The organism is Ignavibacteria bacterium (assembly GCA_016873845.1).
GTDB lineage: Bacteria > Bacteroidota > Ignavibacteria > Ch128b > Ch128b > JAHJVF01.
Map to the genome: position 1 here is coordinate 1 of VGVX01000033.1, position 15,690 is coordinate 15,690.

A 15,690-nucleotide genomic window follows, 5' to 3' on the forward strand; every position below is an offset into this window, starting at 1 on the left:
GGGCAAAAGCATATTTAATCCTTCCCCCTGCTGAATTGTGGAATCTTCTTGCAAGTTCTTCTGAAGATTTTAACGATTGTTTCGTACTCTCTTTAAGCTTCGGAAAAATTTCGTTTATATCCATCATCGCTTTACCGTGAAATGCACGCATTCCAAATTTTTGTAATTCTTCAAAGACTAATTCAGAATGATTAATGCTTCCCATATCGAGTATTGTAGTAGTTCCGCCTCGGATTAGTTCAGCCAGCCCGAGCTGTACAGATGCTCTCATTGAGTCCTTCGAATGAGCCGCCTCAAAAGGAAAAATTTTATATTGAAGCCAATCTAAGAGTTCAAGATCGTCTGCTAAACCTCTGAACATTGTTTGACAAAGATGTATATGCGTTTGAACGAATCCAGGTATTAAAATTAAGTTCGGCACATCAATAAAATCACAGATTTCATTTTGTGCTTCGGCTTTTAGGACTTCAGTTAATTCGATTTTCTTAATGTAATTTTCGTCAATCAATATCGAGTGATTGTGCAAAATATCTCGTCGAGGATTTACAGTTACAATGTACTTAGGTGAGATCAGTTTCATTTTTCTTTTCCAATAATTCGTCAATTACAGAAAATGCATACCGCAAGTGAGGGATGACAATCGAACCGCTAACTATCAATGCTATATTCATGGATTCGTATAATTCTTTCTTCGTAGTTCCAAGCTTAATAGCTTGGTCGAGATGATAGAAGATACAATCGTTGCATCTTAAAACCATGGAGGCTGTAAGTCCCATCAACTCTTTATACTTCGAGGGAATTTCGCCTTCGTGATACGCTTTTGTATCCAAAGCAAAAAATTTTTTAAAATCGTTAAAGCCGCAGTTAAGAATTTTTTCATTCATATCTCTGCGGAATGTGTGAAATTCTGAATGTTTACTCATCAAATTCTCTAATAAGATAGTAATTTCATTTTGCCTCAAAGTTATTCAATCTATTTAAAATAAAAAAACCGCTCTTTGAGCGGTTTTAAAAGAATTATTAGCAAAATTACCAGGCGTAACCAACACCCAAGCCAAGACTTGGTAGAAATCCTCCAAAACTTAGTCCTGATATTTCGCCGAAATAAAATCTTCCCCCTGCAGAAAGTTCAAGGCAAAATTTTCCCCAAGCCCATTTGTAACCTAAATCAGCACCGACTCCAGCAAAGAGTGTAGTTTCACTCTTGCTAATCCCGAATACGTCCCAATCCGCTGTCCAGAGTAAAACATCAGCTGCTGGTCCAGCCCAAATGCCTGTGATGGCTTTATTATTAAAATACCATTTATAGTGCGCACCTCCGCCAAATGCAGAGTTTTTGTAGCTACCGATATCATACCCTACGTAATTCCCTCGAATTGCGACAGCATTCCTCTCGCTCAGGGCAAGTTCAAATTGGGCGTTGAAAGTTCCGAAAACTAATCCAATTGGATTTATTGTAATTGCTCTTTTTGGTTGGGCAAAAGAATCCAACGACCCAAAAAGAAAGAAAAGTGAAAGTGAAATGAACATAAGCCGGCGCATATAAACCTCTTTTTTTTGTGATGAAATTATTTAAAGAAAAGATAAGATTACTATACTATGAAATCAAATATTTTTATAAGGATTTAAAATAAAAAAACCGCTCAGAGAGCGGTTTAACAAATAAACTAGTTTGTAAATTATAATTTAACAGCAACGCCAGCCGTTAAATAGCTAATTCCATATCCAAATTCACCAAAAACACCTAGTGACGGCGAGAAATAATAACGGGCGCCAACTACACCACCATATAGCAATCCGCTAGCTCCAACTGAATAAGCACCGGCATATCCAGATGGTGTCGTAACAGTAACGTTGTTATAACCCAATGTGACTCCGACATATGCATCTAGATTCTTTGAACTTTCCAATAGATGATATTCTCCCCTAGCTCCTACTATGATGTAAGTATATTTCCAAGTATACTTCGTTGTGAAAAGATTTAGTTCATCGGTCGAAGAGGCATAACCTACAATCGCACCAAGTGAAATCTTATCCTCTAAGCTTAAAAATTGAAAACCAAGACTAATCGGCGGTAAATCGGAAGTACCAGTTCCAAAACCAAATCCAAAGCCGATTCCGGCATTCAACATTTTATCCCCTTTTTTATAAGCTTGACCGAATGCAGTTGCAGATACAAGTGCAATCACTAAGGTCACGAACAGAATTTTCGAAACTATTTTCATAAAAACCCTTTTTATTTTGTGAATAATTAATTTGTTGAGCAAATTTATAGGATTAGATTATGCTTGTCAAGAAGTATTTATTTTACCGAATGCAACTATTTATACAAGAAATAAATCATTTAAAATTCAAATCTTTTTCTTTATTTAATATTTGTCCAGTATGACTGCTTCGATTCACACATAAATCGAGTGGGGTCCCCTCGGCAATCAAATATCCGCCTGCATCACCACCTTCAGGCCCAAGGTCAATGATCCAGTCAGCAGTTTTGATAACATCCATATTATGTTCAATTACAATCACGGTATTTCCTTTATCAGTTAAATCGCTCAAAACTTCCAAAAGGATTCGAACATCTTCAAAATGTAAACCTGTTGTTGGTTCGTCAAGTATATAAAGTGTTTTTCCAGTTTGGATCTTGGCTAATTCTGTTGCGAGCTTGACTCTTTGCGCTTCACCGCCTGAAAGTGTTGTTGCTTGTTGCCCGAGTCGAATGTATCCCAAACCAACATCGTGAAGGGTTTTAATTTTTCTTTTTATTCTTGGAAGTTCTTCGAAGAATTCGAGTGCTGTTTCGACTGACATATCTAATACATCTGCAATCGATTTACCTTTATACCTTACTTCCAACGTTTCTTTATTATATCTCTTTCCCTTACATACATCGCACAAGACATAAACATCAGGGAGAAAATTCATTTCGATTTTTTTTAATCCGTCACCTTCGCATTCGTCACATCTTCCTCCTTTAACATTAAAACTGAATCTGCCGGCTTTGTATCCTCTGATTTTTGATTCTGGAAGTTGAGTGTATAAATCACGAATTAAAGTAAACAATGCAGTATAAGTTGCCGGATTTGATCTCGGTGTTCTGCCGATTGGCGATTGGTCAATCTCGATCACTTTATCGATATGTTCCAATCCCTTAATATCTTGAAATGGAAGCGGAACAATTTTCGAACGATAAATTTTCTTGAATAAAATTCTAGAAAGTGTATCATTAATTAGTGTCGATTTACCTGAACCGCTGACGCCTGTTATACAGATGAATTTTCCAAGTGGAAATTTAACAGTGAGATTTTTTAAATTATTTCCATGAGCCCCCACAAGTTCAAGGAATTTTCCATTACCATTATTTTTTGAATAATTAAATGGTATCGATTTTTTGTTTTTTAAGTAATCGATAGTTATTGACTTCGCATTATTTCCATTCTTAAGGAATTTGCCCAAATCTCCTTCGAGAACTATGCTGCCGCCATGCTCTGCTGCACCTGGACCAAGATCGATTATATAGTCTGCATTTAATATTGTTTCTTTATCATGCTCGACAACAATTACTGTGTTGCCAAGATCACGCAATTTTTTAAGTGAATCAATCAATTTTAAATTGTCTCTTTGGTGAAGTCCTATACTTGGTTCATCAAGGACATAAAGTACTCCAACAAGCTGTGAGCCGATTTGAGTAGCTAAACGAATTCTTTGTGCTTCCCCGCCGGAAAGTGAAACCGCACTTCTGTCAAGCGTTAGATATCCGAGACCAACATTCAACAAGAATTCAATTCTCATTTTAATTTCTTTTAAGATCTGATGAGCAATTTCCATTTCCCGTGGAGTAAGTTCTACCGTATCTAAAAAATCTTTTACACTAAGAATTGAGAGGGCAGTTATATCGCTTATATTACTTTCCATTATTTTTACCGACAGTGACTCAGTCTTCAATCTTTGCCCATTACAGATGGAACATTTTGTTGTATTCATATAAGCTTCAATCCACTCTCGCACATTGTTCGAGCTCGTGTTATAATGATAATGCTTAAGCTGCGGAATGATCCCAGTATAACGGTGCGTGTAAGAAACTGACTGCCCGCTCCCAAGTTTATATTGAAATGTCAATTTTTCTTTTCCGGAACCATTTAAAATAATATCCATTGTTGACTTTGTAATATCTTTTAGCGGAATATCAAAGTCGAATTTATAAATTTCACCAAGAGCTCGAAGTTGGTTAAATAACCAGGTGTCACGTGGCTTCCCGAATGGTGCAATTCCTTCTTGGTTGATTGTTTTTTCCCAATCTGGAACTATCAAATCTAAATCTAATTCTTTTTTTTCACCAAGTCCTTCGCATGCTTCACATGCGCCAAACGGTGAATTGAATGAAAAGGAATTCGGGGCTAATTGATTAATACTTTTACCGCAATCTAAACAAGCCAGCAACCGACTGTAAACTTTATCTATGTCATTGGAATTAATGATTATCATTCCATTGCCATAGCCAAGAGCTACTTCGAGCGATTCGCGGATTCTTCGTTCAGATTTTCGGGTAACTTCAACACGGTCGATAACTATTTCAATGTTGTGAACTTTGTATCGCTCGGTTTTCATTCCTTTTACAATTTCTTTGACTTCACCGTCAATACGAACTTTTACAAAGCCATCTTTCGAGACTTCATCAAATAATTCTCGATAGTGCCCCTTTCTACCACGGACTACGGGTGAAAGAATTAAGATTTTTTTCCCAAAGAAATCCGAAAATATTGAATCGTATATTTGGTCAGGATTTTGTTTCTGAACAAGTTTTCCGCACTTTGGGCAATGAGGTCGTCCGACCTTTGCATAAAGAAGACGTAAGTAATCGTAAATTTCGGTAACAGTTCCAACTGTCGATCTGGGATTATTTGAGGTGGATTTTTGCTCAATCGATATAGATGGGCTTAATCCTTCAATTAAATCAACATCAGGCTTTTCCATGTTTCCCAAAAATTGACGTGCATAGGCGGATAAACTTTCGATGTACCTACGCTGACCTTCAGCATATATTGTATCGAAAGCTAAAGAGGATTTTCCGGAACCTGAAAGTCCAGTAATAACAATCAATCTATCCCTCGGTATTTCGAGGTCAAGATTTTTGAGATTATGCTCTCGGGCGCCTTTAATTACTATCTTATCCATTTTGTACAGTTAGACACACAAATTTATCTTTTCATATTAAGCAGTCAGTGTATAAAAAGCAAATTCGATTTCTTTTTTTACAAAAAATTAAACTAAATTTATAGCATGAACTCAAAGCAATCTTTTCCTGATAGTTTTCTAACGATTGAAAATTCTTATCAAAAAAGCCTAAAAATTAGAAACTCAACCTTCATTAGTTTTGCATTTCCAATAACTTCAAAAGCTGATGCAGCTTACAGGATAAGTGAGATTCAAAAAGAACATCATACTGCTTCACACATTTGTTTTGCATACATACTTGAACCAGATTCAAAAAGTTTTCATTATACCGATGCTGGAGAACCCCACGGAACTGCCGGGATTAAAATTTATAACTCGATAAAGGTAAAAAACTTAACCAATGTACTTGTTGCAGTAGTTCGATATTTTGGAGGAACAAAGCTCGGAATTGGCCCGCTTGGAAAAGCTTATAGTCAAGCAGGAGATGAGGTTCTTGTTAAAGTCAAAAAAATTCAAAAATTTTTATACAGCACTTTCAAGTTCAAATTGAAATATGAAGAGTTTAACAATATTTCCAAAATTCTAAACGAGTACAGTCTTGAGGAGATAAATCCAATTTTCACCGATAATGTTAAGGTTGTAATTAAAGTTCGCAAATCTATGCGGAAAGAGTTTGAGAACAAAATGCTTGATTTTTTTCGCGGTGAGAGAACTTGGTCTGAAATTGACGATTAGTTTTTCTGTTTTAGACTATTTAGATAAAGTTTAATTTTTGAAAAATCCTCGATGAGTGAAATAAGCTTTGTAAATGATGTCTGAGTCAGTTCGAGATATCTAAATTCAAATGATGCTTTTTCTTCCGACGAAAAATTTGAAATCGCATTTTTAATAAGCTCTTTTAGTTTTTCAACAGCTTCTTCAAAATCTTTTTTTATACCGGACTTATATTCCTCACTCACCTCATTGGAGAAGTTGTTTAATATAGACATCAATCCAATTGCATACTTTGATGTAAAGGAGAGGTCTTCAAGCAACTGGTTATTTCCCATCTTAAAGATTGATTCAAGTATTTTTTGTATCTCTATTCCATTTGTGAGTTCTTTTCCGATGAATGTTTCTGTTTCATCGAGAAAGTCAATTGCTTTTTGTTTATGCTTATTCATGGGAATTTTATTTTAAAAGGACTAATTTTTTTGTGCTGGTAAATTGTCCCGTTTCCAGCCGATAGAAATAAACACCGCTCGGAACTACGGCTCCAAAATCGTTTTTGCCATTCCAATCAATAAATTGATTTCCAGCACTCACAACAACATTATTCAACAGAGTTCGAACTTTTCTTCCAAGTATGTCATAAACATTTAGTGACACACTTTGCGAAACCGGTAAATCATATTTAATTCTTGTAGTGTTATTAAATGGATTCGGATAATTCTGAAATAGCTTATAATCAAAAACAAGATTCAACGGTTCAGATGGTGGAAACACTTTTTTATCTTTCAATACAAAAGAATATGAGTCAGAGCTTTTTTCCGGGATTCTTTTCTCAATTCCAGTTTTGGTTTTATAAGTAAAATAAAATCTAATTTTATCATCTTCAGATAGAATTGGGAGTTTTGTTTCATATTTAACTTCACTTCCAGCGAAACTTAAAGGACATTGAGAATAATTTTTTCCGCCATCAGTAGAAAAATGCAATTTCACGGTTGATGTATTAATATCAGAATTGAAAATTGATTTAAGCAAATAATAATCGCCTGCTCGTTTCACAATTTGCGGATAGGAAATGACTTCAATTGCATCCACTATTCCCCAGCCAAAAACTGTATCAGGTTTTGAAGATTGGCTTGCGGTTAATCTCATTGCATCTCTGACCTGATTATTGTTTAGTTCAGGATAATGAGAGAGAAGCAGTCCAGCAACTCCTGCAACAATTGGCGTCGCAGCTGATGTACCACTCGCAGTCGAATAAAGCGATGGCGAGCCAGGAAATGCTGCATAAACGGCAACTCCCATCGCACAAACATCAGGTTTTATTCTTCCATCACTGGTTGGACCTCTTGAACTAAAACTTGCAATCGCTCCCAGCGTATTTACTGCTCCACTAGCAATTACATATTTCGCATCTGCGGGTGAGATGATATACTTCCAAGGTGTGTTAAATTCATTTCCGGCAGCAGTGACCATTATCACTCCACGGACAAAGGCAGAATCTACAGCTCGTGCAACAATCGTAGTCATTCCATTCATATCTTTATATGTATAACTTTCAGCAATATCGTCAAATTCGCTGTAGCCGAGTGAACTGCTTATTACATCCACGCCATATTTTTCCATCCAGTGAATTGCTGCAGCATAGTTATCTTCTTCAATCCTTTTCTCTGTGCGAATGTCTTCTGTTTTGCCGAGAATAAAATTACTTTCGAATGCAGCTCCATAAATCTGTCCATCTTTTTTCCCGCCAACGATTGAGAGAATAGCAGTTCCATGATTATCTTGGCTTGGATGGTCTCCACTTTGATTCGCAGTCGTATCATCGCCAAAGACAAAATCTTTTTCGGCAATGACTGTTATATTCTGAAGTGCTTCATGTTCACGCCATCTGAATCCAGTATCAAGAAGTCCAATTAAAATGTTTTTTCCCTTAATTCCACTTGCGTGAACCGATGGAATGCTAGAAAGATTTAACTGAGTGAACGAGTTTCCATAATTGAGCATCGTTTTATTAGAAAGTTTATCAGTGAAAAAGAAGTTCGGCTTAGAATTTCTAAAAGTGAATTCATCCCGATAAATCAGTGACTTTACTTTTTCTATTTTAGTAATAAATGGCAGCTGCTTGAGTTCAACGACTAAATTTTCATCGACATAAACAGAGACAGCATTAAACCAAGGGAGTTCATGGACTATTTCTACACCGAGTGATTCCAACGTTTTTTTGTAATCGGAATAAATGGGATAGTCGGAATATCGAAAGATTTCTTCATTCGAATTTTTCTTCCTTCGTTCAATCGCTTTCGCCGAAAACTGATTGAACAAGTCTTTCTCTACATTTGATTTATAAAAATACTTGGTTTGGTTCTCCCCTTTATCTTTGAAATAAATGAAATACTTGTTTTGCGCGAATAAAGTTGATGAAGAAAACAGTAAGATCATTGTAAGAATGAAAAATTTCATAATAGTTATTCTTTTTTCAAAAATAAAAAATGAAGCTTGTTTCTGAAAGGGGTAAAATAAAAAAAATGGAACACGGATTTTCATGATCAATTATGATTATCCATGTCCCATAACAAATTAATGTATCAACTTAGCTATTCTGCCCAGTTTAACACTTGCAAGTTTGCTGATGAAATCTGGAAAGAAGTCCATATCGCGTTCCCACGACCAATAAATGATCAGGGCTGAGCCAATAATTAAATCTTCTGGAACAAATCCCCAAAATCTGCTGTCAGCACTGTCATCCCGATTATCTCCCATCATGAAGTAATAATTTTTTTTAACGGTATAATTTGAAACCGGTTTTCCATCTATTTTTATTTTACCAGCTTCAACAGTTACGACACGATCGCCATGTTCTCGATCGATTAAAGTACGCCACTGTTCAATATTATCAGTACTTAATTCAACCACATCTCCTTTTTTCGGGATTCGCAGAGGCCCATAATTATCTTCATTGAAACTTGATAAGCGGGGAAAGACTCGTGGATTTGAAATCCCATTAGGTGTAATGGATGGATTAATAAATTTCATATGATTAGGCGGCGGGAAAAGTTCGTTATTAACATAAAGAATTTTATCTCTAACGTAGATTTCATCTCCTGGTAAGCCAACACAGCGCTTGATGTAATTTACCGCTTCTTCAGATTTCATTTTATCACGATCACCAGGATATTCAAAAACGATTATATCTCCCCGCTCGGGAACCTTGAAACCAGGAAGCTGAAAATATGGAAGTGCTATATCAGTAAATGGTATGTACCGCGGAGAGGTTGATCCGTAAGTAAATTTTGTCACGAGAAGAAAGTCGCCGACCAGCAAAGTATTTTCCATAGATCCGGTTGGGATTGTGTAAGCTTCTACCACAAAAGTCTTCAAAATAAATGCAGCAATTGCAGCGAAAAGCAGATTTTCGAACAGATCCCACGTTCGCTGTGCTCGTGTTCGATTTTTCTTTAACTCTTCTCTAATTCTTTTTTTCTCTTGTCTTTTCTTCCAGTAATTTTTAAGCCAGTCCATTTTAAATCCTGATTAATAATTTATAATGTACAATTCATAATTGATAATTGAGAATGGAGAATTGATTTTATGTGTTGCACTGTACTTCCTTTTTCAAAGTTGCAAACTATATGTCCGAACAGCTCCACTTTACATTTTCCAATTTACATTTTCCATCCGTCAGCCGAAGGGTCAATCTTCCATCGAAAGCACGGCAAGAAACGCTTCCTGCGGAATTTCAACATTTCCGACTTGTTTCATACGCTTCTTACCCTCTTTTTGTTTCTCCAATAATTTTCTCTTTCGAGTAATATCGCCGCCATAACACTTGGCGAGTACGTTTTTTCTGAGTGCTTTGACGACATCACGTGCAATTACTTTACTCCCTATTGCTGCCTGAATAACAACTTCAAATAATTGCTTCGGAATTAATTCTTTCAATTTTGAACAAAGTTTTCTTCCCCATTCGTAAGCTTTACTTCGATGAACTATAAATGAGAATGCATCAACCGGATCACCGTTGAGGAGAATTTCAACTTTTACCAGATCAGATTCACGATATCCAATAAATTCATAATCAAATGAAGCATAACCACGCGAAATTGATTTCAGCTTATCATAAAAATCAAAAATTATTTCTGAAAGCGGAAGTTCATAATGGATGTCGGCTCTCGTTGGATCAAGGTAAGTCGTGTTCTTATGAATTCCCCTTCGATCCATACATAGTTTCATTATGCTTCCGATGTATTCGGAAGGAGTTACGATTTGCGCTTTAACGTAAGGTTCTTCAATAAAATCTATTTCGCCAACTACAGGCATGAACGCAGGATTATCGACAATAACAAGCTCGCCATCACGTTTCGTAACATTGTATTCCACGTTCGGTAAGGTTGTAATAATATCTTGGTTGAATTCACGGAGCAATCTTTCTTGAACAATTTCCATATGAAGCAATCCAAGAAATCCACAGCGGAAACCAAATCCCAATGCGGCAGAAGTTTCAGGTATATAAGTTAATGCCGCATCATTTAGAACATATTTATCCAATGAATCTCGAAGTTCTTGATAGTTATCGCTATTCGTTGGATAAAGTCCGCTGAAGACCATTGGTTTAACTTCTTTGTAACCTGCAAGCGGCTCGGTTGCCGGACTGTCGAGTGTCGTAATCGTATCGCCGACTTTCGTATCATGAACATCTTTAATTCCAGCGATCAAATATCCAACATTACCGGCTTGAAGCGATTTTGTTCGAACTCGTTTTAGCTCAAGAGTGCCGACTTCTTCTGCTTCAAATATTTTTTGATTGCGGAAAAATTTGATTTTTTGCTTCTCATTGATTTCACCTTCAAAAATTCTTATGTAGGCAATAGCTCCTCGATAAGAATCGAATTTTGAATCGAATATCAAAGCACGCAAGGGTAAATTAACATCTGTTTTGGGAGCCGGAATCTTTTGTACGATTGCTTCCAAAATTTCATCGACACCAAATTTCTGTTTGGCAGATGCTAGGAGTATATCTTCTTTCTTACATCCAATAAGGTCGATTATTTGATGTGAGACTTGCTCAACCATTGCACTTGGCAAATCAATTTTATTTATAATGGGAATGATTTCTAATCCTGCTTCGATTGCGAGATATAGGTTGCTGATTGTTTGGGCTTCAACTCCTTGTGATGCATCGACAATTAATAATGCGCCTTCACATGCAGCGAGCGACCTTGATACTTCATAAGAAAAATCGACATGCCCGGGTGTATCGATCAAATTGAGAATGAAATTATTCCCCTTTTTTGATTTGTACTTCATTTGAACAGCGTGCGATTTGATTGTGATCCCGCGCTCACGTTCTAAATCCATATCATCAAGAACTTGTTCAACAAGCTCCCGCTGAGTAATCGTGCCGGTGCGTTCTAATAGTCTATCGGCAATAGTGGACTTGCCATGGTCTATATGTGCTATTATACAGAAATTTCGAAATTGGGTCATCAATTTTTATTAAAATAACAAATAAAAGTCGAAAATTTATTCAAGTGTTTCCGCTGTACTTTTCCTCTAATAATTAATCTAATGGAAATCAACGAAGGGACCTTTTTAGTGAATCATTCTTGAAAAATTCGAACTCAATATAAAGCCGAAGCAAAGTAAATTCAAGTTAATAGTTAGGCATTAGACTCTTCATTGACAGCATCGAGACTGAATTATTCTACTCTCTGAATAAAATTCTATTCATAATTTGTTCAAGTGTTTCTTACTTTTGTATAAAATTGAAGGATAAAATGAAAAAATCACGATTAACAATTCTATTTTTAATTTTAATATTCTCCATAACCTTCGCCCAGCACATCCGCTTTGCCTGGATTACAGATACGCACATCGGCTCGCCAAATGCTGATAAAGATTTAATGAATGTTGTTCAAAGCATAAATCAAGATAAATTCGATTTCGTGATTGCAAGCGGCGACATCACAGAAAAAGGATTGAACAGCGAACTTGAAAAAACGATAAACATTTTTCAGCAGCTCGAGCGCCCATTATTTATTATTCCAGGAAATCACGATACAAAATGGAGCGAATCAGGCTGTACAAAGTTTATTGAATTATTCAGCGATAACAAATTTTATTTTAAGTACAAAGATTTTGTATTTATCGGATTGAATACGGGAATTCCTCTGCGCGGTGCAGGAGGACACTTCGAACCTCAAGATTTGAAATGGATGGACGAAAAACTGAACGAACTTCCAGATACAGCTAAAATAATTTTTGCATGTCATCATCAGCCCGATGGAGAAGTTGACAATTGGTATGAAGCCACAAATCGACTTGCAAGATTCAATTTTGCTTTTATAATCGTCGGACACGGACACTCAAACCGGAAATACAGTTTTGCAGGAATTCCCGGTGCAATGGGACGATCAACCCTCGCAAAAAACAAAGTCTGGGGATATAATTCATTCCAGATTTATGATGAAAACATTTCAATTGCTGAGATTAACGCTGATACAAGTTTTACTTGGCACGAATATCCAATCATGAAACCTGAAAATGCTTCAATTACTCCCGCACCAAATTTTGAAAATTCAGGAAATGTAAGTGTGACTCAAATATTTGATGCAAACTCCACATTGGCACAAGGTGTCACATATTCAAATAAAACAATTTACTGTGCTGATTTGACGGGTGGAGTATATTCACTCAATAAAAATGGCAAAAATAATTGGTCGAAAAAATTCAATACATCATTTTTTACGAAGCCGCTTGAATTCAATGCTGCTGTAATTTTGAGCGGCACTGACGGTAATTTATATTTCTTAAGAAAATCTGACGGCAAATTAATTCACCAAGTCAAAATTGGAACTACGATCATTTCCACACCAGTTTACAATGAAAAAGATTACTCAATCTATATTTTCAGCAACGATGGATTCATTAATAAAATTTCGACACCGGATTATTCCGTGATCCGAACAAAAATAAGTTCGTTGAACTTTGAATCAGTACCATTATTAATAAAAGACCACCTCTACATTGGTTCGTGGGATAATTATGTCTATAAAATCCCTACTGATTTTTCTAAGGAAATTCCTTACCAATGGAAATGGACAAAAAACAAAAATTTTTATTATTCACCAGCAGTTGCACAACCTGTGAGCGATGGCACTAATCTTTATGTTACTACTCCCGATAAATACGTTTCGGCAATTAATTTAAGTACTGGCAAAACAGTGTGGAGAACAAATGCTTTCAATTCGTGGGAATCTATTGGCATCTCATCTGACAAATCGAAAATTTTTATAAAGAGTGTTTCTGACGTTGTACAATGTGTTTCAATAAGTGACACTTCTCACAAATTAATTTGGAAAACAGATCTCGATTTAGGAACTGACACAAATCCAACTAAAATTATAGAACGGAACAATCGAGTTTATATTGCCACAAAAAAGGGATTTGTCTATGCACTGAACAGCAATACTGGCGAAGTCATTTGGAAAGCATTTTTAGGAACCTCACGAGTAAATAATTTAGAATTTGCTGAAGAAAACTCTTTGATTGCCGCGAACATGGATGGAAAAGTGTTTGTAATAATGGAACAATAGATCCTTGGATGAGAGATTATGTTAAGTGCGGAATTCGGGAATGTGGATTGGGGAATTTATAAAGAGAAGAAAGTTTTAATTGAATTAAAATGAAGAAGTATAAAGGAATTATTTTCGACATTGACGGCACACTGACATCGACCAATGAGTTGATCTTTGCCACATTCAATCACATTGCAGAGAAATATGAAAACAAAACATATTCTGAAAAAGAGATAATTGCAATGTTTGGTCCGACGGAAGATGTTATTCTTAGAGAAAAATTCAATGGTGATAGATTCCAATCTGTGTATGATGATTATTACAAGTTTTATAAAGAGAATCATCCAACAATGGCTGATCTTTATCCCGGTATTATAGAAATTCTTGAACTCCTAAAATTAAAGAAAATAACAACCGCAATTTTCACCGGGAAAGGGAGAAAAAGTTCGCTGATTACTCTCGAGATACTAAACATCAAGCATTATTTCGATATGATAGTAACCGGAGATGACGTCCGAAATCATAAACCATCCGCAGAAGGGATTTGTAAATTCCTTGATGCTTATCGATTCAAGCCGGACGAAGTTTTAATGATCGGCGATTCGGTTGCTGATATTACTGCATCGCATGAAGCAACGGTTGAGATTGCATCCGTGATCTGGGATTCCTACGCGAAGGAAAAAGTCAAACAACTCAATCCGAATAATTATTTTTGCACAGTTGAAGAACTGAAAGTTTGGTTAAAAGATAGGATTTAGTGCTCGAGATTTTTTTTCACCACAGAGAACACAGAGCTCTCTGTGGTACTCCGTGCTCTTTGTGGTTAATTTTCTTTATTATCTTCCCTCACCAAATTGTTCTCCGCTGCCAAACGGGAAGATAAACGAAATTCTGGGTTCAATTCTTTTTTGTGGTGAGTAACCAATAACTTTATCGCTGATATCACGCTGAGGTGTGTAAGTCCATTGATAGATTACCGAAACGAGTACGTATGGAATAGGTTTATAACCTGCTTCTGCCGTTAAAATTGAACGATCATCGAGTTTGAAAATATCTTTCTCATCAAAGATACCAAATTTATCATAATACCCTCTTACAACGAAGCTTGCATCTTTTGGACTTAAGTCTGTTTCAAGTCGAAGTGTACCAGAGTTTGAGATTTTATCATATCTCGAATATGAACCGAAGATTTGAACAAAATTTAGTAAGTCTATTACTAACTCACCGTAGTAAGCATTGCCAGGAGTCTTCGCATTCTTCAATGCCAAGACTTTACTTGAAACAGATCCTTTCGTTGAATCAGCAATAAATCTTTGTATCTCATAAAACTGATTAAAGTATTTCGGTATAAATTGATCGCCGTTAAACCACCTTTCAAATCTTAAGTCGGCGCTGAACAATCCAAGTCCACTGAAGAAAAATCCAATGCCGGCAGTTGCTCCACTTCCAAAGTTCACTATTTTAGTAAAATTTGAATAGAGATCTATATCGACAAGTTTTGCTCGCAGCAGAGGGAGACTTGCATCCAATCCGATAATTGAAGTTGATCCTTCATCAGAAGTAATTTTCAAGTTCCTTGATGTTGGATCAATCATTGCACTAGTTACACCTGAAAAGTCATTCAAATCAGTTGCATAAGAAGCTCCGACCTCAAGATTTCCAATAATTGGAATATCAGCCGCTGGAGTGAAATGCAATGGCCTTGTATAACCGCGCAAACCAAAAATTCCCTTGCCGCTCAGATCGCCGTAGAGTGATTCAAATCCAAAATCACCAAAATCGATATCGAGTTCGATACCAATTTTTTTATTATCGAACGAAGCTCGATTGTTGTAATAGTAAACAATATTACCTTGTCCGAGAATTGCTCTATCTAATCCTCCAACTTTCACATAAAATGGATCGCGCTTATATCCGTACCGAAGATATTTAATCAAACTCAAATAGTCTGAAAGAGTATTAAAATCCTCGTGGCGAACATTCCCTTCCTTGTTAATTCGGAGATTCAAATCAAGACCAACTCCGAATTTTCCAATAGCAATATCAGGAGAAAGTGAGAACATGTAATATGGTTCGCCATCTATCCAGCTTAGTCCGAGTCCGCCAGAAAACTGATTAGGATCACGCGGTAAACGACTTATCTGCGAAAAAATTGTGGCAACTGATATTATTAGAATTAAGATAATTAGAAAAAATTTTGACATACATCCTCAGAAAATTTGCCGAAATTTAA

13 protein-coding genes are annotated in these 15,690 nt (G+C 36.2%); 3 read left to right on the plus strand and 10 right to left on the minus strand.

All coding sequences use genetic code 11. The annotated features are described in order from the left end of the window. From FJ213_07605 to uvrA, 5 genes are all read right to left on the minus strand, one after another. Positions 1-580: amidohydrolase family protein (locus tag FJ213_07605; protein ID MBM4176022.1), on the minus strand; the 580-nt coding region annotated here is incomplete at its 3' end. Beyond that, positions 561-923, minus strand: coding sequence for a carboxymuconolactone decarboxylase family protein (locus tag FJ213_07610; GenBank protein MBM4176023.1), 363 nt, complete (start codon positions 921-923; stop codon positions 561-563). The genes FJ213_07610 and FJ213_07605, both read right to left, overlap by 20 nt. A gap of 106 nt (positions 924-1,029) precedes the next feature. After that, the gene (locus tag FJ213_07615) at positions 1,030-1,542 is read right to left on the minus strand and encodes a DUF3575 domain-containing protein (GenBank protein ID MBM4176024.1); all 513 of its coding nucleotides are present in this window, start codon (positions 1,540-1,542) and stop codon (positions 1,030-1,032) included. Between the two features lie 137 nt (positions 1,543-1,679). Beyond that, on the minus strand, positions 1,680-2,225 hold the full coding sequence (locus FJ213_07620; GenBank protein MBM4176025.1) for a hypothetical protein: 546 nt from the start codon (positions 2,223-2,225) through the stop codon (positions 1,680-1,682). Between the two features lie 115 nt (positions 2,226-2,340). After that, positions 2,341-5,172, minus strand: a complete 2,832-nt coding sequence (gene uvrA / locus FJ213_07625) for an excinuclease ABC subunit UvrA (GenBank protein MBM4176026.1) — start codon at positions 5,170-5,172, stop codon at positions 2,341-2,343. Positions 5,173-5,277: 105 nt separating this feature from the next. Here uvrA and FJ213_07630 point away from each other — a divergent pair, with 105 nt between their 5' ends. Further along, complete coding sequence (locus tag FJ213_07630) at positions 5,278-5,907, plus strand: YigZ family protein (protein MBM4176027.1); 630 nt, start codon at positions 5,278-5,280, stop codon at positions 5,905-5,907. On the opposite strand, the gene FJ213_07635 is transcribed toward FJ213_07630, so the two are convergent. From FJ213_07635 to lepA, 4 genes are all read right to left on the minus strand, one after another. Further along, positions 5,904-6,335, minus strand: coding sequence for a hypothetical protein (locus FJ213_07635; GenBank protein ID MBM4176028.1), 432 nt, complete (start codon positions 6,333-6,335; stop codon positions 5,904-5,906). The genes FJ213_07630 and FJ213_07635 overlap by 4 nt on opposite strands. Before the next feature lie 7 nt (positions 6,336-6,342). Then, positions 6,343-8,427 carry a T9SS type A sorting domain-containing protein gene (locus FJ213_07640; GenBank protein MBM4176029.1) on the minus strand — a complete coding sequence of 695 codons (2,085 nt, stop codon included), beginning with the start codon at positions 8,425-8,427 and terminating at the stop codon, positions 6,343-6,345. Positions 8,428-8,460: 33 nt separating this feature from the next. Continuing rightward, entirely contained in the window at positions 8,461-9,402 is a 942-nt protein-coding gene (gene lepB / locus FJ213_07645) for a signal peptidase I (GenBank protein MBM4176030.1), read from the minus strand. 171 nt (positions 9,403-9,573) lie between these two features. Beyond that, complete coding sequence (gene lepA, locus FJ213_07650; protein MBM4176031.1) at positions 9,574-11,367, minus strand: elongation factor 4; 1,794 nt, start codon at positions 11,365-11,367, stop codon at positions 9,574-9,576. A 290-nt stretch (positions 11,368-11,657) separates the two neighbouring features. Between lepA and FJ213_07655 the strand changes: the two genes are divergently transcribed. Beyond that, positions 11,658-13,475, plus strand: coding sequence for a hypothetical protein (locus tag FJ213_07655; GenBank protein MBM4176032.1), 1,818 nt, complete (start codon positions 11,658-11,660; stop codon positions 13,473-13,475). An 89-nt stretch (positions 13,476-13,564) separates the two neighbouring features. After that, entirely contained in the window at positions 13,565-14,215 is a 651-nt protein-coding gene (locus FJ213_07660; GenBank protein MBM4176033.1) for an HAD family hydrolase, read from the plus strand. A gap of 78 nt (positions 14,216-14,293) precedes the next feature. On the opposite strand, the gene FJ213_07665 is transcribed toward FJ213_07660, so the two are convergent. Continuing rightward, a complete protein-coding gene (locus FJ213_07665; protein MBM4176034.1) occupies positions 14,294-15,661 on the minus strand; it encodes a hypothetical protein in 1,368 nt (455 codons plus the stop codon). Positions 15,662-15,690 lie beyond the last annotated feature (29 nt).